This window comes from Neolewinella agarilytica, from assembly GCF_900110645.1.
Classification (GTDB): Bacteria; Bacteroidota; Bacteroidia; order Chitinophagales; family Saprospiraceae; genus Neolewinella; species Neolewinella agarilytica.
In genome coordinates this window covers 34,708-54,630 of the sequence record NZ_FOFB01000008.1, presented here as the reverse complement: position 1 = coordinate 54,630, position 19,923 = coordinate 34,708, and the positions used below count along the sequence as shown (strand labels likewise).

The 19,923-nt window shown below is 53.3% G+C and carries 12 protein-coding genes; 6 read left to right on the top strand and 6 right to left on the bottom strand.

What is annotated here, in order from left to right:
- Positions 1-2 precede the first annotated feature (2 nt).
- Complete coding sequence (locus BM123_RS08830; protein ID WP_090167413.1) at positions 3-2,342, bottom strand: sensor histidine kinase; 2,340 nt, start codon at positions 2,340-2,342, stop codon at positions 3-5.
- A 206-nt stretch (positions 2,343-2,548) separates the two neighbouring features.
- Between BM123_RS08830 and BM123_RS08825 the strand changes: the two genes are divergently transcribed.
- The gene (locus BM123_RS08825) at positions 2,549-6,127 is read left to right on the top strand and encodes a hypothetical protein (RefSeq protein WP_090167411.1); all 3,579 of its coding nucleotides are present in this window, start codon (positions 2,549-2,551) and stop codon (positions 6,125-6,127) included.
- 138 nt (positions 6,128-6,265) lie between these two features.
- Here the strand turns inward: BM123_RS08825 and BM123_RS08820 are convergent, their stop codons facing one another.
- Together BM123_RS08820 and BM123_RS08815 are read right to left on the bottom strand one after the other, a co-directional pair.
- Entirely contained in the window at positions 6,266-11,368 is a 5,103-nt protein-coding gene (locus BM123_RS08820; RefSeq protein ID WP_090167409.1) for a DUF4132 domain-containing protein, read from the bottom strand.
- Between the two features lie 77 nt (positions 11,369-11,445).
- A complete protein-coding gene (locus BM123_RS08815) occupies positions 11,446-11,862 on the bottom strand; it encodes a hypothetical protein (RefSeq protein ID WP_090167407.1) in 417 nt (138 codons plus the stop codon).
- A 144-nt stretch (positions 11,863-12,006) separates the two neighbouring features.
- Here BM123_RS08815 and BM123_RS08810 point away from each other — a divergent pair, with 144 nt between their 5' ends.
- The 4 genes from BM123_RS08810 to BM123_RS08795 all read left to right on the top strand — a co-directional run bounded on the left by BM123_RS08810 (position 12,007) and on the right by BM123_RS08795 (position 15,900).
- On the top strand, positions 12,007-12,576 hold the full coding sequence (locus BM123_RS08810; RefSeq protein WP_090167404.1) for a hypothetical protein: 570 nt from the start codon (positions 12,007-12,009) through the stop codon (positions 12,574-12,576).
- Between the two features lie 246 nt (positions 12,577-12,822).
- Entirely contained in the window at positions 12,823-13,815 is a 993-nt protein-coding gene (locus tag BM123_RS08805; protein ID WP_090167403.1) for an AAA family ATPase, read from the top strand.
- A 123-nt stretch (positions 13,816-13,938) separates the two neighbouring features.
- Positions 13,939-14,418, top strand: a complete 480-nt coding sequence (locus BM123_RS08800) for a hypothetical protein (RefSeq protein ID WP_139211819.1) — start codon at positions 13,939-13,941, stop codon at positions 14,416-14,418.
- Between the two features lie 96 nt (positions 14,419-14,514).
- Complete coding sequence (locus BM123_RS08795; RefSeq protein WP_090167399.1) at positions 14,515-15,900, top strand: MBL fold metallo-hydrolase; 1,386 nt, start codon at positions 14,515-14,517, stop codon at positions 15,898-15,900.
- Between the two features lie 92 nt (positions 15,901-15,992).
- On the opposite strand, the gene BM123_RS08790 is transcribed toward BM123_RS08795, so the two are convergent.
- The 3 genes from BM123_RS08790 to BM123_RS08780 all read right to left on the bottom strand — a co-directional run bounded on the left by BM123_RS08790 (position 15,993) and on the right by BM123_RS08780 (position 18,917).
- The gene (locus BM123_RS08790) at positions 15,993-16,721 is read right to left on the bottom strand and encodes a hypothetical protein (protein ID WP_139211818.1); all 729 of its coding nucleotides are present in this window, start codon (positions 16,719-16,721) and stop codon (positions 15,993-15,995) included.
- Between the two features lie 40 nt (positions 16,722-16,761).
- Positions 16,762-16,986, bottom strand: a complete 225-nt coding sequence (locus BM123_RS08785; RefSeq protein WP_090167395.1) for a hypothetical protein — start codon at positions 16,984-16,986, stop codon at positions 16,762-16,764.
- Between the two features lie 293 nt (positions 16,987-17,279).
- A complete protein-coding gene (locus BM123_RS08780; protein WP_245748476.1) occupies positions 17,280-18,917 on the bottom strand; it encodes a S41 family peptidase in 1,638 nt (545 codons plus the stop codon).
- Positions 18,918-19,344: 427 nt separating this feature from the next.
- Here BM123_RS08780 and BM123_RS08775 point away from each other — a divergent pair, with 427 nt between their 5' ends.
- A complete protein-coding gene (locus BM123_RS08775; RefSeq protein ID WP_090167393.1) occupies positions 19,345-19,869 on the top strand; it encodes an RNA polymerase sigma factor in 525 nt (174 codons plus the stop codon).
- Positions 19,870-19,923: the final 54 nt, after the last annotated feature.

The window sequence follows — 19,923 nt, the reverse complement described above, 5'->3', positions numbered from 1 at the left end:
CTTCAGGCCGCCAACGGCAGCCCCACCCTAAACTCTGACCCCCGCAAAGGCTCGCTGCTCACCGCCAGCGAGCCTTTGTTGAGTTCGGCCAGCTCCTTCACCAGGGTCAGCCCCAGGCCGGTACCTTTTTCTCCGGCGGTGCCGGGTTCGCTGGTTTTTTCCAGGGTAAAGAGTTGCTTCATTTTCTCCGCCGAAATACCAGTGCCGGTGTCGTTGACGGTAATGAAGACTTTATCGCCCTGGCTTTCGGTACCGATGGAGACGCTGCCGCCCTCCGGGGTGAATTTTATGGCGTTGGAGACCAGGTTACGGAGAATGGTCTGCAGAGCGGCTTCGTCGGCGTGGACTTTCAGCCCCTCCTCTACTTCCAGGCGGAGTGAGATATTTTTCACTTCCGCGTTGCTGCGGAACATCTCAAAGATTTCGTTTCCGGTATCCGTAATATTGATGGCTTTCGGGTGGTAGGGGATAACGCCCTGCTGCAGTAGTGCCCAGTTGAGGAGATTATCCAGCAGGCCGCTCAGCCGTTTAGCCGTACCGTCTACCCGGTCGGCGAGGCGTTCCAGTTTATCGGTCTTTCCTTTTTCGAGGTAATAGCTCATCTGCTCCCCAACGCCATTGAGGGCAACAATGGGACTGCGGATGTCGTGTGCAATAATGCCGAAAAACTTGTCTTTCGTAGCGTTGAGTTGCTGGAGTTGGAGGTTCTGTGCCTCGATCTGTCGTTTGCTCCGCCGAAGCTGAAAAAAGAACCAACTCCCTACGGCCATTAAGCCAAGTAAAGCCAGCGCCAGAAAGAGGTAAAGCCGGTTGCGCTCACTCAGCAGAGCGGCTTGCTCTTCGGCGATAATTTGGGCTTCTTCAGCGTCCGCTACGTTCTGGCGGGCCCGTTCCCGGGCGATGAGTTCCCGGGCGTTTTCGCTGTTCATAGCATCCATGATTTGCCGGTCTTTTTCGAAGTGCTCCAGTGCAGCGGCGAAATTCCCTGCTTCCTTTTCCACGTCGTAGAGGTGGTAATGGCCAAAGGCTACACCATCCTGATCGTCGGCCTCTTCAAAAACGCTGATGGCCAGGTCTCCCTCCAGCCGGGCCGAGTCAATTCGTCCGGCACGCGCATGAAAGAGAGAGCTATTCAGGTGGCACATAGCCACGGTCGAAAGATTTCCGGATTCTACCGCCAGTCTACTGGCGATAGCCAGGTGAGACCGGGCTTTTTCCAGCTCTCCCGTTTCGATGTAGTAGTAGGCGATCGAGCTGTTGCGCTCGCTCGTTTTGGCGAGGTCATCCACTTTTTCGAAGGCCTCTAACGCCAGCAGATCCAGTCGTAAGGCCTCCGCCCCATCTCCTGCTGCAACTGCCAGATTAGACAAGCGGGCGTAAGCCTCCCCGACACCTCCCCACAGCCCGACATCCCGATAAATGGCCAGTGCCTGTTCGTGGTTGAGTTTACTCTGATCGTTTTGTCCGCTCATTTGATACAGCCCCCCAAATGACATCTTAACGTTGGCAATACGTAAAGGCCGTTTCAGCTCAGTGGCCAACAGCGAAACTTCGCCGTAGGCTTCCGTTGCTTCGGCGAGCTTTCCAAGAGTATGCATCGAATACGCATAGCCACTCAGCGCCAGCAAGTAGTTCGCTTTATTAGAGGCCCGCATTTTCTCCGCAGCCTGCTGATAAGTGGCTGCGGCGGCCTCAGCGTCCCCACGATCTATCATCAAGTTTGCCAGGCTAATATCCACCAAATCAACTCCCGCAGGGTCGTTCGCTTTCTGGTATTCATCTCTGCTGGCCTTGAGTAAAGAATCCGCCAATTCCTGCTTTCCCCCTGATAAGGATACCAGTCCCAGGTAATTGCAGGAGGCAGCGATCTCTGCCCGGCCAGCAACCTTCTTCTTTATTGCCAATGCTTCTTCAAATAATTCCGTCGCCTTTCTGTTTTCGGACCTTTGGGCGTGAAGAACTCCCAGGTGGTCCAGGCCACGATATACAAAATGGAGGTTACCCGAGGTACGTCCGTAATCGAGTGCCAGGGTGAAGAGCTCCTCCGCCCGGTCAAATTCTGCTGCATTAAGCGCCAGAAACCCAAGCGATTCATTGGCAAGGTGAATACCATCAGGGTAATTCAGGTCAGAAGACAACTCAGCGGCTGCCCGGGCATGGAGGGCATGTAGTTCCGGTTCATTGTCTTTTGCGACCTCGGCGATGTCAAGATGAAGTAATACCCGTTCTGTATCCATCGTAGCGTGAATTGCCAGAATACCGACCAGACTGTCCAACTTAGGCGTTTGTGCAAACACACCGCTGCCAGTAAGCAGCAACAGATATAGAATAGAAAATCGCATTTTGGGATAACATTAAGTAAAACGTAAGTAGACAATACCGAAAGTAGGGGTTTTGTGTCAGAACAGCGATCTCTGCTATAAAACATGCTTTGCACCTGCGGCCGCGCCCCCCAATGAGCTTGCCTAAATGCCAGAACACGTCGGGCCACGGGCGCTATCTCCCAAGGCATCAAACCAAAGCAAGCTTCCTAATCGTTCCCCTTATCGTGATTGGATGTAAAACGTGGATATGGACCCTCCCACTCTGGCTACTGCTTAGCGGCAGTCTGCTGGCCCAGTCCCACCCACTGTCCAACCTCCGGGACACCACCGTTGCCGTCAATCCCGCAGGCCAACTCGTCGATACCCTGACGGTAGCGCCAGGTAGTTTTGAAATATTTGACGCCGCCACCAGCTTCCGTCTACCGACTACCGACTACGCACTAAATGGCCGTTACCTCCGCTGGCAATCCGTCGACCTGCCAGACTCCGTACGGATGCTTTTCCGCGTACTGCCCTTTGCGCTGGACGAGCGGGTCCGGCTGCTGGACTCTGCCTCCCTGCAGACCGAGGAAGGCGGTTTAGTCATCGGTGGTTATGATGATTATGTACGCTCCGGACTGCTGGGTAACGACGGAAAAGTACGCACCAGCGGCAGCTTCAGCCGGGCCATCAGTTTTGGTAACCGCCAGGATTTAGTATTGAATTCTGCCTTCAATCTGCAAATGGACGGCGAGCTGGGCAACGGTATCGAAGTCTCTGCGGCCATTACTGACGAGAGTCTGCCCGTGCAACCCGAAGGCACTACCCAACAACTGCGGGAGTTTGATAAAATTTTCATCCAGTTGCGAAAAAACCGTACGCAGCTGACGGCCGGAGACTACGAATTGCGTAACCCCGACGGTTATTTTCTACGCTACTTCAAAAAACTGGAAGGTGCTACTTTCACAACGGTTTCGGGCGCGGACGCAGGTGCAGGGAAAGGGGTTAAGGGAGCAAAGAGTGAAAGGCCTCCTCCTTCCCACTCAACTCTTTATTCCCTTCCCCCCTTACTTACCACCACGGCCTCCATCGCCGTTGCCCGTGGCCAGTTTACCCGCCAGCAAATTCAACCCATTGAGGGTAACCAGGGTCCTTATCAACTAACCGGAGACGGCGGCCAGCGATTCCTCATCGTACTGGCTGGCACGGAGCGTATCTTCCTCGACGGCCAATTATTAAGGAGAGGGCTCGACGCTGACTACACCATCGACTACAACCTGGCCGAACTCACCTTCACTACCCGACGGCTCATCACGCGAGACAGCCGCATCACGGCCGAATATGAATTTGCTGACCAGCGCTACGTCCGCACCCTCGCCACCGGCAGCACCCGTTACGATCATGGCCGCGTCAGCGCCTACCTCAACGGTTACACCCAACAAGACAGCCGCACCGCCACCGGCGATCTTGAACTAACCGCCAATCAGCGACAGCAACTCAGCGAAGCCGGCGACATCACAGGCGGAATCCCCATCTTCAGCCTGGATACACTCAATGGTCGCTCCGAGGTACGCGCTACCTATTCGTTGGTAGACACTACCTACACCTGCGGTGGCATCACCCGCGACACCTTCTACCTGCTCGCCGATGCTAACGGTCGTTACATCGCCTCTTTCACCGATCGGGGAAGTGGCAACGGCCAGTATGAATTAGACCCGGAACGGCCAGCCAACGAACGGGTATACCGCTACGTAGGCTTTGACCCGGAAACCTGCACCCCACTGGGCAGTTTCGCCCCACTGATCGACCTTGTTGCCCCGGAACAACAACAGCTCATCGCCCTGGGCGGAGAGTATCGTTTTGACGGTGAAGGCAGCCTCCGCATCGAAGGCTCCCGTTCCAAACTGGACCGCAACCGATTCAGCCGGCTAGACAGTGAGGACGACAACGGCAACGCCCTGCGCATTGACGCCGACCGAACGCTGCGCATCGGTCCCGACAGCGCCGGTTGGTCCGTCAGCACCCGCGGGCATTACGAACTGGTGGAGGAGACCTTCAATACCATCAACCCCTACCGATCTCCTGAATTTTTCCGGAGTTGGAACCTGAGTAACCGCCTGGGCACCAGCCAACCCGAACGGGAACAGGAACAGATCGTAGGCGCAGGCATCGGGCTGTTGCGAAATGGTTTGGGCCGACTGGACTACGACTTCGAGCAATTTACCCGTGGCGAAAGCTACGCCGGTAACCGGCATGCGGCCGCGGCCAGCCTACGGTCAAAAGGCTGGGCACTGGATGCAAAAGCCAGCCTCCTCGATAGTGAAGATCTTACAGCCTCGGGAAGCTTCCGCCGCCCGTCCGTAAAACTGAGTAAAACCTTTGAATCACTCGGCGGCTGGGGCATCAGCGGAAGTTACGAAGGAGAGCAGTCCATTCGGCAGGAGACCGGCCAGGATACCCTCTCGCCGCTCTCCTTTCAGTTCGATAAATACCTGGCAGGCATCACGGCACCCGGGAATGATAAATATAAATTCGGACTGACCGTCAATCAACGAACGGACCAGTTACCAAAAGGCCGCGAACTAGCCGTCAGCACCCGCGCCAGCGAGGTGAGTGCAGAGGGAAATTATACCGCCAGTAAACACATCCAGTTTGGCGGTAATTTCACCTTTCGGGATCTCTCCATCGAAGACCCTGAATTGGTGACGGACGATCAGCCCAGCCGCACCTTTTTAGGGCGTCTTGACCTGCGAACGACGGCAATTCAGCAAGCTTTCCGAACCCAGACCACTTATCAGGTTGGGAACGGGCGGGAGCCCCGGGTCGACTTCCAGTACCTTTTCGTCGGGGCCGGGCAGGGGCAATACATTTGGCAGGACAGTCTGTATAACAACGACAACAAAATCCAACCCAACGAGATGGAGATTGCCCCATTTGCGGACATTGCCGATTACGTGCGCGTCTCCGTCTTCAGCAACGACTTCATCCGGACGGACAACGTCGCCCTGAACCAAAAGCTCAACTGGGATCCCGCCCGGATCTGGAAAGACGCCAGGGGCCTGCGCAAGACCCTGCGCAAGTTCAGCTTCAACACCAACCTGCAGATTGACCGCAAGACCCGTGACAGCGATGCCATCCAATCGTGGAACCCGCTGCAACTAGCCGTAGCGGATTCCAGCCTGGTGGCGCTCTCCCTGAGCCGTCGTCACGGGCTTTTCTTTAACCGCGCCAACCCAAAATACGACGTCCAGCTCAGCAACAGCGACCGCCGTAACCGGCGGGTACTCACCACCGGCTATGAGTCCAGCCGGCAGGAAGACTGGACCCTCCGCTTCCGCTACCGACCCAATGATCAACTAAGCCTCGAAGCAGCGGGCCTGACTGGCCGCCGGGAGGCGGACTCGGAGTTCTTCAACAACAAAGATTTCCAGATTCAGCGCCAGAGCCTGGAGCCCAGCGTTAACTGGCAACCTGGTGAACTCCGCCTGGTAACCAAGCTACTGATCGGCCAGGAAACCAACGTACTGGCAGCGGGCAACAACGAAGCAACGGATCGCCTGGAACTCAGCTTTGAGGGCAACTACAAAAACTGGCTCACGACTTCTTTCCGCTGGATCGACATTGCTTTTGAAGGCGATTCCAGCAGCCCCGTAGGCTTCGCCCTGCTGCAGGGTTTACAGCCCGGCCGCAACCTGCTCTGGAATGTGGGTGCTACCCGCCAACTCGGCTCCTACCTTCAGCTCACCCTCAGCTACGAAGGCCGGCAAACGGGAGAGGCCAAAACCGTGCATGTTGGGCGGGCGCAGGTACAGGCGTTTTTTTGACATTCTGCGGAAAAATTAGTTTATCGTGTTGCGGAATTACTAGTTTATCGTATTGCACGCACCGCCTACCAGTCCAAGACGGAAGCTTGAACTCATAGCGACTACTACCATACTACCTCTACTATCAATCTATCCCTGCTACCCCAAAATCTGCCCCAACACCGTAGGGTCCTTAATTCGGTCATCCTCGGCCAGCAGTTTCATCTTGGAGATGATCTCGGCGGACTTCGGGTCATCATCCAGGAAGGGGAGGAAGAGGCGGCCGCGATGCTGGCTTTGCACAGCGATGATGTTGAGCTGCAGTCCACCCTTGCTCACCATTCCGCTGCCGAGGTGGATATTGTAGCTGCCCATTTTACCTTCAATGACGATGTGGCGTTGTTTCACCTCCACGTTGTCGGCTTTGAAGAGGCGGGCAGACTCGCGGGCCAGCGCGGCCCGCATCTGTAAGGTAGAGTGGCTGGCCTCCGGGTCAACACCACCAACGTGAGCGACGCTTACCACCAGGTCAATGTCTCGCATGACTTCACTGAAGAGGACGGGGTCCAGCTCCTCGAGCGGCAGTATTTCACGGCGGCGATTGTGGAAGGTAACGCCTTCGATGACGGGCGCTTCGACGTCGGAGGGAGAATACCAATCCGCCAGCGCGTACATGGTTGCCACCACGTTTTGCTTGTGATATACCTTTTGCAGGCCTTCGGTGTCGCTGACCGTCCAGCCACGGGTCCGCAGCAGTGCGGCGGCTTTCTTAGGTTGAATCTGGTGCCCCTGATAGCGGAGCGACTGAATTTTCTGCTCCCGCTCATCGTCCGTGATCAGGTACAACTCCCGGAAGATTTGCTTGAAGGGCTGCACTAGTTTTTCGTCGAAGGCATAGCGTTGATAGCGGTCCCATTCTATCGCCCGGTACAGGTGGGCGGGGTGGGCGATGACGATGCGATCCTCCTCGCTTAGATCATGGGCTTTGCCCGTGGCGTCCAGCAATTGATTGTGCCGCCAAAATCCGGTAAGGCCGCGCTCCGGGGCGAAGAGAACCAGCTTCGCGAGCATCGGCTTCACGACCGGGTGCTGATTAATCTTCACCAGATCTTCAGGGCTGAAAGTGATGCCCGCCAGCATAGCGTTTTCCAGCGATTGCCGGGTACGGCTGAACTGCCGGCGAAGGTCTGTTTTATGCTCTTTGAGCGTAAGGATGGCCTTGTTCTTCCGCAGCTTGGCGGGGATGGATTTTTGCGGCTTATTATCCTTCGTCACCCGAATATCCGCCTTTCCGTCTTCGTCGATCAGCAGCTGAATAGCCACGTTGTCAATGCTTACCAGTGAGCGGTCCATGATCGTGCGGGTAGCCTCGGCCTCCATGATCCAGGTGAAGCGGGTTACGTCGTCATAACCGGCGTTTCGGGCCAGGTTATCCAGGCCAATGCGGGCCGCCGTTCTCTCGCTTTCCTGCCGTTGAGCACCAAACTGTTTGCTTTCGCGGACGAACTCCTGTAGCACTTTATAGCGGTTCAGGATATCTTTCTCCGGGCGGGTCCGGCTGAAGGGAATGAGGCCTAAGGCCTTGACGTAAACCTTGTCGCGCTTCTCCTTAATTCTCTTCAGGGTTTCGGTGATTTTTACCTCGCCCAACATGACCGATGAATATGTTTTCACCTGCCGGTGGCCGTTACCGTCTGAGATGTATTTAGCCGCATCGTGCAGTAGTTTCCAGTTGCGCTTGCCAACGCCTGCGTAGGCGACGTAGAACCAGTCGATGTCAATCGCTCCCTGGGCAAAGTCTTCTTTCGGAATGGGACTGAGCTGAGCGATGGTTTTTTCTTTTTGCCCGCTCATATAATCGCTGGCGTGCGCGTGAAACCACCAGACGGCAATCTCGAGGTCTTTCATTTTGAGGTGCTCGGCAATCCAGGGCGCCCACTGCGGCGCATACATAGCCACTTCGAGCCAGCGCTGAGGGAGAATGGGGGAGGTTTTGGCGCGGGCGCTGAACGCAGGTGCCGTGTCGGTTGAGGAAGCAATGCTTTTCTTCAGGACAGCAGAGAAACTCTCCTTTTTGGAAGTGCCGGAGGAATAACTGTAACCCCGTTGCAGGGTCTCTTTCCCCAGGCGTTCGAGGGTGCGGAACACGTAATCCATGCCCTCCACTACGGGTAGCTGTTTTACGTAGGGGGTCGCGTCTGTCTCCAGGTCTCCGCGCTGCAGTTCCAGATCGAGGAGGTTCTTCCGTAACGGATCCATGAGGCGGGTGGGAATGACCATCTCCTCTTTGTTCTGCCGGTGCAACAGCATCCGGTTACCGTTCATCAGTTGAAAGATGCCGGGAAGCTGAAGACTTTGCACCAGCAAATCATCATCATTGATGAGGCCCTTTTCGTGGAGGTGAAGGCTGGTCCATACCGTCGGAAACGGGTGCCGGCCATTATGGCGCTTAGGGCGGAACCTGGCGATGTCTAGTACACTGCTCTTTACCGTTCCCGGTCCCGCAGTACTGCGGGACGGCCCGTCGCCCTCTTCCTTGCTCAGAATGCTCTGCGCCATCAGGTACAGTTGCAAATCCCAAAGCCGTTTCAACACCTTGGGGTCTCGTTTTTCTACGTCTCTATTAGCCATCCGCTGCAGGCCACCCGGCACGGCGTTAGCAAGCTGGTCCGCCCAGAAAATCTTATTGTCGTAGCCGTACTGATTTTTGTAGTGGATCCACCCTTTGAGCTTTTCCGGCAGGCGGGCGATCATATCTTCCAGCACGTCTACCTGAAACTGAAAAATGACATCATCGTCCCCGTAAGCGGCCAAAAACATCCGCAGTAGTTGAGACATACCGTACTGCATCGCCCGCTTCTCAGCGGGGGTTCCCGGCAAGTCAGGCGGAGCCATGCCCGGGGCATATTGCTGCAGGAACGGAGCCAGCGGACTGTCATTATACCACGATGAAGCATTGTGCTGATTAAGCGTCCGGATGCTAAAGATCAATTCAAAATCAGTAAGCTGCCAGCGCTCATGCCAGCCTTGCCACACCTCCGGAAGCGGCAGATAATTCAAGCGCTCCCGCGGAGGTAAATCGTGGGCTTTTGCCTCCGTGAGGCCAAAATCATTTTCTAACAAAGTCAGATTGGAGTACTGCTTGCTGCTCCAGCACTCGTACTCGTGCTTTCCGTGTTTTTGCAGCAAACTGAGCAAATCATTGAGGGCGGCAAGCATCTTCTTTTTGTCCACCAACTCCGGAAAGAGGAAACCGCCTCCGGCTGTCATTCGGTTCACGATATTGGCAGCTGCCGATTTCAGCCGCCCGGCCAGACCGCTGGCGTTCTTCTCCGTAAACTGAATTTTGGGCTCAATCAGCGGCGTGAGATTGTCAAAATCGATAATACCAAAACCGTTGTTGTAGGAGATTTCCCCTTCCAGCGGCGCATCGAATTTCGCCAGCAACACTTCTTCATTCTTATTGAATTTACCGCGTTCCCGGTAGAGGCCGTGTTGGGCAAGGACGAAGGTCGTCAGTTGGTCTTTTTCGTAGAGAACGGTCATGATCTCCAACGCAGCGAGCCGCTGATCGACGCTTCTGGCGGCGATAAGCTCGCTGACCATCGCCTTCAGGGTCTGCTCATCCTGACCGAGGATGACCTTGATCAGTTCCGCCCGCAGGTCTTTGCCCTTTCGGCGGAGAAGGTCCATAATCAGCGTCCGGTCAGCTTCTTCCAGCTCCAATGCGCCCAGGAAACGGACTCCGGTGGCCATCACGGCCGAGTTTCGGTCGGTAGCCGATTGGCGGATGAGCTCCCGCTTCCAGTCTTCGCCCGCCGCTTTCTTCGCCGTCTCTTTGTCGAGTGGATTACTGTAGTTCAGGGAATAACTATAAGCGTTGGGGAATACCCGGCGGAGCAATTGCTCGCGGGTAGTAGACGGTATTTTGCTGACGTCTTCGCACAAACGCCGCAACTGCTCCTTCCCGCCCCGGCGCACGAGCCAGCTGTAGAAGTAGGTCTGCGTAGCCTCCGTCGTCCGCCAGCTAAAGATTGTTCCCACGAATTTTGTCCCTTCTTTCGGCAAGCTGTCTCCGTAGTGGATGATCCGGTCGAAGAGGCTGTCCGTAATCTCCGTTCCGGAAGGTGCGTTGCGCAACAGCCAGTAATCAATCTCCAGGTCTTCGCCGAAATGGTCGTGGATGTACTTTTCTATCCGGGTGTTGCTCAGGCCCGTTTCACTGATGAAGAGCAGGGCGAGCAGCTTCTTCGTCCGGTCTTCGCCGAAGAGCAATTTCACGGCCAGTTTCAGGGCTTCATCCACATTGGTGAGTGCCACACTCCAGAGGGCGACGTAGGAAACGAGGGAGTCTTTGTCGGCCAGGCCATCGGTTACGGAAACCGGATCATTGAGGTAGCCCTGGGCCAGGGCAAGGGTCCGCTCAATGGTCTTCTGTTTGGGCGCTTCCCAGCCAAAACCAAACCAGGTATCTACGGCCCGGACGACGGCGCTGAAACGCGCCAGTTTATGCTCCTGAACGATGCCGATAAAATGGTTCAGCGCTCCAGTGGAGGTTTCGTCTAAGCTCTCCAGAATGGTCTGCCGTAAACCTTCCTGCCGCTGAGCGGCAAGGAGAAGCCCTTCGACGATGGCCCAGTTTTGCGGATCGTCCGTTAGCAGTAATCCGTTGATGATGCCCCGGTTGACAATACCGATTTCGTCTTCCCCGGCGATGATGTCAGCCAGTAGTGTGCGGAATTTGTCTGCGGTCGCCGGATCATTGAGCGCAGCAGCAAACCATGGTGCCATCTGGCTGGATTGCCATTGGTAATAGCCGGCGTACTGCGCGGTCTGAAAAACGTCGAGGCCGGAGAAGCCCAGCTTGCCCGCCTGGAAGATTTGCCGCATGCGTTCGAGGCGACGTTCCAGTGGGTTGGCCTCCGGCTTGCGGCGGAAGGGCCGGCGGGAATAACCGCCCTGGTAGGGCATCCGGTGGGTGAGCTCCCAAATGGCGGGGACGAGGTGCGCCTTCGGCGCACCGAAAAGGATGACGGCGAGTTTAGCACCATCGGTCGTCGTGAAGGGATTAAAAGTCGGGTCTTCTCCGAAGGCTTCGATAAATACATCGCGCTCTGATCGTTTTTGGGATCCACGATCCCAAAGCGTAATGATATTCCCCAGCTGACGATAGGAAGCAGAGAGGTGAGCGAAGTGCTTTGCCTCAATCTGCGGAGACTGATGCTGTTTCAGAAATTTTTGTGCCTGTTCGGAAGAGATCATTCAGGGTTGTTTTTTCGTGTAGGGTCTCGATACTCAAAAGAATAGAACGACGCTGGTCAGTTAAGAACCAGACAGGGCTACCACAACGTACCGGTTAAAAACGTGAGGCGTAAAAAAGTGACGATGCTTCCGTCCTGTAGTGTGATGGAGTCGCTGGCGGAGCGAATTTCGTCATCATCAATGAAGACACAAAAAACGCCGTCTTCGTGCGCTTGCAGAGCAACGGCGATGGCTTGCTCCTGATCGGCCTTGTTCTGATTAGCCAGCTCACCAAAACTGACTTTTCCATCTTGCGACTGAGATTGAATCTCCGCGGGTGTCAGAAAAGCGAAGACTTTGGGTTCTTCCCGGGATTCATTAAAACGGTCTACCTCTTTTTCTACACAGGCGCGGATCAGTTCCCGAAGAGTAGACACTTCTGAAGTGATGACATACGGCACGCTATGAATCCGTTTTTTGCCAAGACGTTTGAGGCGGATACTAATGTCGGGCATCTATAGATAATTAAAATTAGAGGAACAATGCAAACATAATCCAAAAATTGATAAAATCAAATTTTGGTATCAAAAAAATTACACTTACATTTGTACAAGTCTTGAACTAGCTAATCCTGTTTTCTTCACCATAATCTGTTTACGATGACACGATTCTACATCTTCCTTATTTTATCTTGCCTGTCACTATCTTCTTTTGCTCAGAGCGAAAGCAAACCTACCCCTGTTAAACTGGTGTTGAGTGGCGCACTCGAATTCGGTGGAGATGAAGTTGCTGAAGTTTTATTCACTAACGGTGACTCTCAGTCTGTTAATGCCGGTCAGGGAGGCTCACTTTTTGCAGGAGCCCAAGTCCATATCCCAAGTCTTAATCAGGTATTTTTGCGTGGTACAGTAGGCTTTAAATACGTTACAACTGCTGCCGAAAACGTCAATATCAGAATGACGCGCGTTCCCGTTCTCCTTACGGCTCACTATTTGATTACAGACGCTATTCACATTGGTGGCGGGCTCGTCATGCATACAGGAATAAAATTCAAAGCGGATGGCCTTGGAGCAGACATCCCCTTTGATGCCGCTTTCGGCCCAAGGATTGAAGCGGGCTATAAGGGTCTTGCGCTTACCTACACTGCTCAGAACTACGTTAGTGAAGATGGGGATGAATATGCAGCAAATGCCTTCGGTATCTCCTATACTTTCACGATTCCTAAATAGGTAGTTATCTTAGCGGCCCTTACCCAGGGTAATCGTAAGGTTTCCGGACGCTCAAAGGACCTCAACAACTCCGCCTCCGGCTACGTTTGAGGACGCTTCGAGGTCCTTAAAACTGGTCGTCGGGGCGTCGAAGCACCTATTTTCCTAAGCGTAACGCAGGATAAAATGGTCTTTTGAACGTCCACTTTCGGCTGCACGACTATTCTGCGGCCCTTACCCAAAGAAGTAAAGCATTAAACGACCTCCATGGCCAGCATTGACATCGAAGCTCTTAACCAGAAAGTCCACCAAGATTCCGAAGTAGTGGAGCGTATCCGGCAGGAGACCGCTAAAGTGATTGTCGGGCAGCAATACATGATTGACCGTCTGCTATTGGGTTTGTTGAGTAAAGGGCACATTCTACTGGAAGGTCTGCCCGGCCTGGCAAAGACCCTGGCCATTAACACCCTGGCAAAAACGATCTCTGCTGACTTCAGCCGTATTCAGTTCACCCCCGATCTGCTTCCGGCTGACATTGTCGGTACGATGATCTACAACCAGAGCATCAACGACTTTACCGTTCGTAAGGGCCCTGTTTTCGCCAACTTCGTATTGGCGGATGAGATCAACCGTGCCCCCGCCAAAGTACAGTCTGCCCTGCTGGAAGCCATGCAGGAACGACAGGTTACCATTGGTGATGAGACCTTCAAGCTCGAAGAGCCTTTCCTCGTACTGGCCACTCAGAACCCCATCGAGCAGGAAGGGACCTACCCGCTGCCCGAGGCCCAGACCGACCGCTTCATGCTCAAGTGTACCATCGGCTACCCTACGCGGGAAGATGAGCGGGAGATCATGCGTCGCAACCTCGCTCAGGGTTTTGAAAAAGTAAATGCCGTGGCCTCTACGGCCGAAATCCTGAAAGCCCGGGAAACGACCCGCAACATTTACATGGACGATAAGATCGAGCGCTACATCATCGACATCGTCTTCGCTACCCGCGAGCCCGAAGCTTACCGCCTCAGCGACCTTAAGCCGCTTATCAGTTTTGGCGGCAGCCCTCGTGCCAGCATCAACCTGGCCAAAGCGGCTAAAGCACACGCCTTCCTCGAACGCCGGGGTTACGTGACCCCCGAAGACGTGCGCGCCATCTGCGAAGATGTGCTGCGTCATCGCATCGGCCTGACCTATGAAGCGGAAGCCGAGAACATCAAGCAGGAAGACATCATTGCACGAGTGCTGAATGTAGTGGAAGTACCGTAGGGTAGTCTGGTGGTGTTGGTAGGCTGCCGCACGTTGGAGAGCGGCACGGAGTACTTGTAACCCTCCGGTTACGAGACAAGTTCTTGCCTTCCCATATTCCAATTTATGCCTAATTTTAAAGGTGTGAAACCATCTCACTTTTCCTTCTGGCAAAAATGGCTTACCTGGGCAAATGTGATGACCATCGGCGTCGGTCTGCTCGTTGCCTTCGCGGGCAACAGCCTGTTTTTTGATCTTCATAATGCCGGGACGGAGCGGGTATTTTTCCCCGAGACCGGTTTTACGCCGGAGACCATCCAGCTTAAGAACTGGCTCTTTGGCATCATCGGCGGCACCATCGTCGGGTTCCATATATTGATGATTTTCATCTCCGAATACGCTTTCAAACGGAAGGAGCGATGGGCTTATCGGGCCATGTGGACGGGAATACTAAGCTGGTTTTTGATTGACAGTGGCATCTCGCTGGTTTACGGAGCCGTGCATAATGTGGTGATGATCAATTTAGTGGCATTAATCCTGATTGGGCTACCGCTGGTGATGACGGGGAAGGCGTTTTCAAAGAGCGATAATATGGGCGCAGTCGCAGGTGCAGAGGCAAGTTGAAGGAGCGGTGTTAGAGTGTAATTTTATCTTCTACCATGAAGTTTCAACCTTCCTCCCCTCTCGCACCTTAATACATGAAGAAAACATCATGTATTAATGGTCATAGATCAAATTTACACCGGCTGTCTGGCCCAGGGCGCTTACTACATTGAGAGTGACGGCGAAGCCGCCATCATCGATCCTCTGCGTAGTCCGGAGCCTTACCTGAAGCGGGCGCAGGAAGCGGGCAGCAAGATCAAGTACATTTTTGAGACGCACTTTCATGCTGACTTCGTGAGCGGTCATCTTGATCTGGCGCGGGAGTCCGGCGCCACCATCGTATACGGCCCGGGAGCAAAAACGGATTACGAAAAGTATGAGGCAAAGGACATGGAAGAGTTTCCCCTCGGGAAGCTCACCATCCGTGTGCTGCATACGCCCGGCCATACGCTGGAGAGTACCACCTATCTGCTGCTCGACGAAAACGGCCGCCCCCACGCCATTTTCTCCGGAGACACCCTCTTTATTGGCGATGTTGGCCGGCCGGACCTTGCTCAGAAAAAAGGTGCACTGACGATGGAAGACCTCGCCAGCCTGCTTTACGACAGCCTCCGCCGTAAAATTATGCTGCTGCCGGACGATGTCATCGTCTATCCCGCCCACGGCGCAGGCTCCGCCTGCGGTAAAAAGATGAGTCGGGAGACACAGGACACCCTTGGCAACCAGAAGGAGACCAACTACGCTCTCCGCGCGGATATGACCCGCGAGGAATTCGTCAAAGAAGTCACCGCTGGCCTGTTGCCGCCGCCTGCCTACTTCGCCGAGAACGTACGAATGAACAAGGAAGGCTACGAAGCTTTCGCGGATGTAATGGAACGCGGAGCCGTTGCGCTCTCCCCTGAAGAATTTGAACGGGTAGCCAACGATGAGCGCCCGCTTATTCTGGACGTACGGGCTAAGGAAGACTTCGTCGGGGGATTCGTCCCGAACAGCGTTTTCATCGGGCTGGACGGTAGCTTCGCCCCCTGGGCCGGAGAGATGATTCCAGACCTGCAGCAGCCCATTCTTCTCGTCACGGACCCAGGGCGGGAAGCTGAAGCCGTTGAACGCCTTAGTCGCGTCGGCTACGATAACACTCTTGGCTACCTCGATGGAGGCCTGGAAGCCTGGCGGGCCTACGGCGGGGAGGTAGACACCATTGACACCATCAAGGCAGAGGTCTTCGGCCATCAACTCAGGAACGGACAAGTAAGCCACATCCTTGACGTTCGCAAAGTCTCCGAATTTGAGAATGGCCACCTGGAAGAAGCCGTCAACCTTCCGCTCGCTGAGCTCAATGCCCGGATGAAGGAGCTGGACCCGGAAAAGACCTATCACCTGCATTGCGGTAGTGGCTATCGCTCTACAATCGGCATTAGTCTGCTCAAAGCCCGGGGCTTTGACCGGCTGATTAATGTACAGGACAAGGTGGCGGATATTCTGGCGGTAGAAGTTAACAGCTAGACTAGCATACTGACAAAAAAAGCCTCCGCGTACGATGATGTACACGGAGGCTTTTTTGTTGCGGAACTTGCCATCAGCTCCGAAAGAAAGGATTATCCATTTCCTACCTTCTGCTTAACAGCTTCAACGTCAGCTTCGAGCTCCTTAAGCTTCGCTTCAGCACGCTGGATAGCCGCTTCTTTCCTGGCAAGCTGTTCAGCAGAAGCTTTTCCAGCAGCCTTTTCTTTTTCAAGCATTTCCCGGGCCTTGCTTATCTTTTGTCGGGCTTCCGATTCCAGCGCCTCACTCTGTTCGGTAACTTCATCGACCTCCTCCTTCACTTCTTTTTGCTTTGACCTGGCAGCCTCGGCACGGGCCTGGCCAAAAGCTTTTCCGGATAGTTCCCCTTTGTTCTTACCGTAAGCATTACCAGATCCATCATCATCCAGTTTAGCACTGCCGTCTTTCACTTTGGCCTGCATCTCCTCGGCTTTGTCTTTACCTCTGCCCTGCATCTCCTCAACTTTGTCTTTGCCTCTGGCCTGCATCTCCTCAGCTTTGTCTTTACCTCTGGCCTGCATCTCCTCAGCTTTGTCTTTACCTCTGGCCTGCATCTCCTCAGCTTTGTCTTTACCTCTGGCCTGCATCTCCTCAGCTTTGTCTTTACCTCTGGCCTGCATCTCTTCAGCTTTGTCTTTACCTCTGGCCTGCATCTCCTCAGCTTTGCCTTTGACCTTGGCTTCTTGTTTTTCTTTGCCTTTATTCTGAGCGTAAACGGGTTGGGTGAAACAGAAAGCCAGTAGCATGCAACATACCAGTGGAATAATTTTTCTGATCAACATAATTCGGTTGGTTTAAAAGTAGATGAATTAAAAAGGAAGCCTAATTTTCTTCGGGAAAGAGTAAGTCGAGGGAGTCAAGAGCAACTACGAGTTCATCAGCTGTAGACTCTATTTTTTCGACGGAAGTTGAAACATCTTCATTAAGTGCTTCAATGCGTTCTGCCTCTGCCTCGGCGGCAAGATCAGCTTCAGATGGACTGGGTTCACCGCAAGCGATGAACAACAAAAGTATGCTCGCCATGAGCGAGGTGATTAGTAACTTCATGGTGTGTTGGTTTTTATTCTGATTCCAGATAATTGCTATGCGGTAATCCAAAAGCAGGCTTCTGAAATATCAGTCCTCCATTTGACGGGAGATGCCTCATGAGGTCACCAATACAGGAAAATTTGCCACGTTGCAAGTATCTCGACAACGTCAAAACCTCTCCTCGAAAAAGTTGCTAATCACCAAATCCAACAAAATCATTACAGACGGTGCCTCGAAGTAGACCCCGTATTAAAACCAGATATTGGATGAGTAAAAACGTCTGGTTGAACAACCACAGGCTGGCAATTTAATTAAGGCTTCAACAGTTTAGCATAGCGCGCCGGATCATTAAGTACGGATATAGCTTCCTGCACCTCTCTGTCATTACGCAGCCCCATTTGTACCTCCCCGCGCTGATAGTAGTAGCGACCGGCAATTTCCTTTTCGATGATGCTGATGATCTCATCTTTGTAACTCTGAATGGCAGCCATCTGTTCTTCATCCACCCGCTTCTGGATAGCCTGGAGTTGATCGGCTACTTCATAGCCTTCTTCCTTCGCGGCCAGGAGTGCTTCTTCCAGTGCTTTTTCTGCTTTAGAGGTGTATTCGAAGTCTCCCCGTTGGAGGAAGCCGACGAATTGATCCCAATCCTGAAAGCGGAAGTCTGCCACAGAATCGATGCTCGGATGGCTGGTTACCCAGTCGTTTACAAAGTCAAAAATGACGAACTCCTCCAGTAGACCCTGGGTGACCGCCTTACCGCCCAGGACCGGCAGGTCGATATCCGGAGCAACGCCACCACCGTCCAGTACCTTCCGGCCAGCGCGGGTCTTGAAGACCGCCCGCTGGTCATCCGGGATATTGACGGGCTTACCATCTTTGTATTCCAGGGCCTGAATGCAGCGCAGACTCGGGATGTAGTATTTCGCAGTGGTAATTTTCACCCGACTGCCGTAGCCTGTTTCCATGATATTCTGTACCAGGCCTTTTCCGTAGCTACGCTGTCCGATGAGTACCGCCCGGTCAAGATCCTGCAGCGAGCCGCTAACAATTTCCGAAGCAGAGGCGGAGCGACCGTTTATCAATACAGCCACGGGTAGCTCCAGATCGAGGGGGTTGTTTTTGGTGGAGTAGCTGCGGTCCCAGTCCCGGACTTTGCCCTTGGTGGTAACGATCAGCTCATCCTTAGGAACGAAGATATTAACGATATCTACTGCCTCGTTCAGCAGACCACCACCATTGTTTCGCAGGTCGAGCACTACACCTTTCAGCTCGGGGTTTTCGGCGCGGAGCTTAGCGACGGCATCACGAACATTCTTACCAGCGGCCTGGGTGAAGGTAGTCAGGGCTACGTAGCCTACGTTATCCGCCAGCATTCCGGAATAGGGGACGTTTGGGATATTGACATCTCCACGGATGAGGCTGATGTCTTTTTTACCGACGCCCGGACGGTCAACGGTCAGTTGCATGGTTGTGCCAGGGAAACCGCGCATGATCTCTTCCAGCTGCTCACGGTTGTAGCCTTCAGTTTCGCGGCCATCAACGGTAAGCAGGCGATCACCGGTTTTGAGGCCGGCGGCATCCGCGGGCTGGTCTTTATAAAGCGTCAGAATGGTTGGCAAGCCATCGATGTACTCGATTTTGGCACCAACGCCCTGGTACTTCCCGCTTTGCCGGAGGCGAGCCAGCTCCACATCCGTTTCGCTGATGTAATTGGTATAGGGATCCAGCGAGCTAACCATGGCCTCAATGCCGGTCCGCATCAGCTTATTGGGTTCGATCTCGTCTACATAGTAGGTGTTCACCTCTTTATAGACATTCGTGTAGACCTCAATGGCCTTCATTATTTCGAAGAACTTATCGTTAACGGGGCTGACGGTAGCAGCGGTACAGAGCACAAAAACTAGAGCAGTGACAATACCGGCAGCGGCTTTTTTACGCGAAGACATAGGATTGCTTTTAAAAGACTTAGTGAACCCATCAAATTGAGTTCCCTCTTTATTAACGCGCGGACGGCGGGATAGATTATAGAAGCCTGAATCCCTAAAGAAAGACAGCTTATGACTTTATCCAAAGGGCTGCCCCGTCAACATAACACAGCCTTGGCAAGCAAATCATTGCACCCGCGTCAGCGCCCAAAATACGGAAGCGTATTGTTACGCAAAAAGTGAGACCACCAAAGCTTAAACATCTTTCATTTTTTTCTGAAAATTTGAAAACTAAATTACAAACCATTAATCACTGATAAACAGCAACTTATACAACAAACACACATTATCAGTATGAAAACATGCCCGTTTAAAAGTCCATAAACTTGCATTTTATCTAACTTTCCAGTAGATTTGGTTCAACAAAACGGCTAATGGCCCATACACAATGTCGCAAGTAGAATTTTTTACGGAGTTTAATCGTCTTACCACTTTACTCAACTCCTTCGCTTATAACCTGACCAAAAATTCAGAGGATGCTAAAGACCTCTATCAGGAGACAGCGTTTCGTGCCATGACGAATCGGGATAAGTTCCGTCCGGGCACTAACCTTAAAGCCTGGTTGTTTACGATTATGAAGAACATCTTCATCAATAACTACCGCAAAAAGATGAAGGCGAACACTATCATGGACAATACGGACAACCTCTACTATTTGAATTCAGGTAGTAATTCCATTGATAATGCAGCCGACAGCAACATTCTGATCAAAGAACTGACCGGCATGATCGATCTGCTTGATGACAGCACCCGGATTCCATTTATGATGCATTATCAGGGCTTCAAGTATCAGGAAATTGCTGATCATCTTGATTTACCCCTGGGTACAGTTAAAAGTCGAATCTTTTTTGCCCGCAAGGACCTTAAGGCTCAGATTGCGCGGCAGTATGGAAAGCTTCGTGTACGATCTTAGATAGAATGAGTGCAGTAAGCTATTCTGAATTATCGTTCATGTGTTATTAATTGC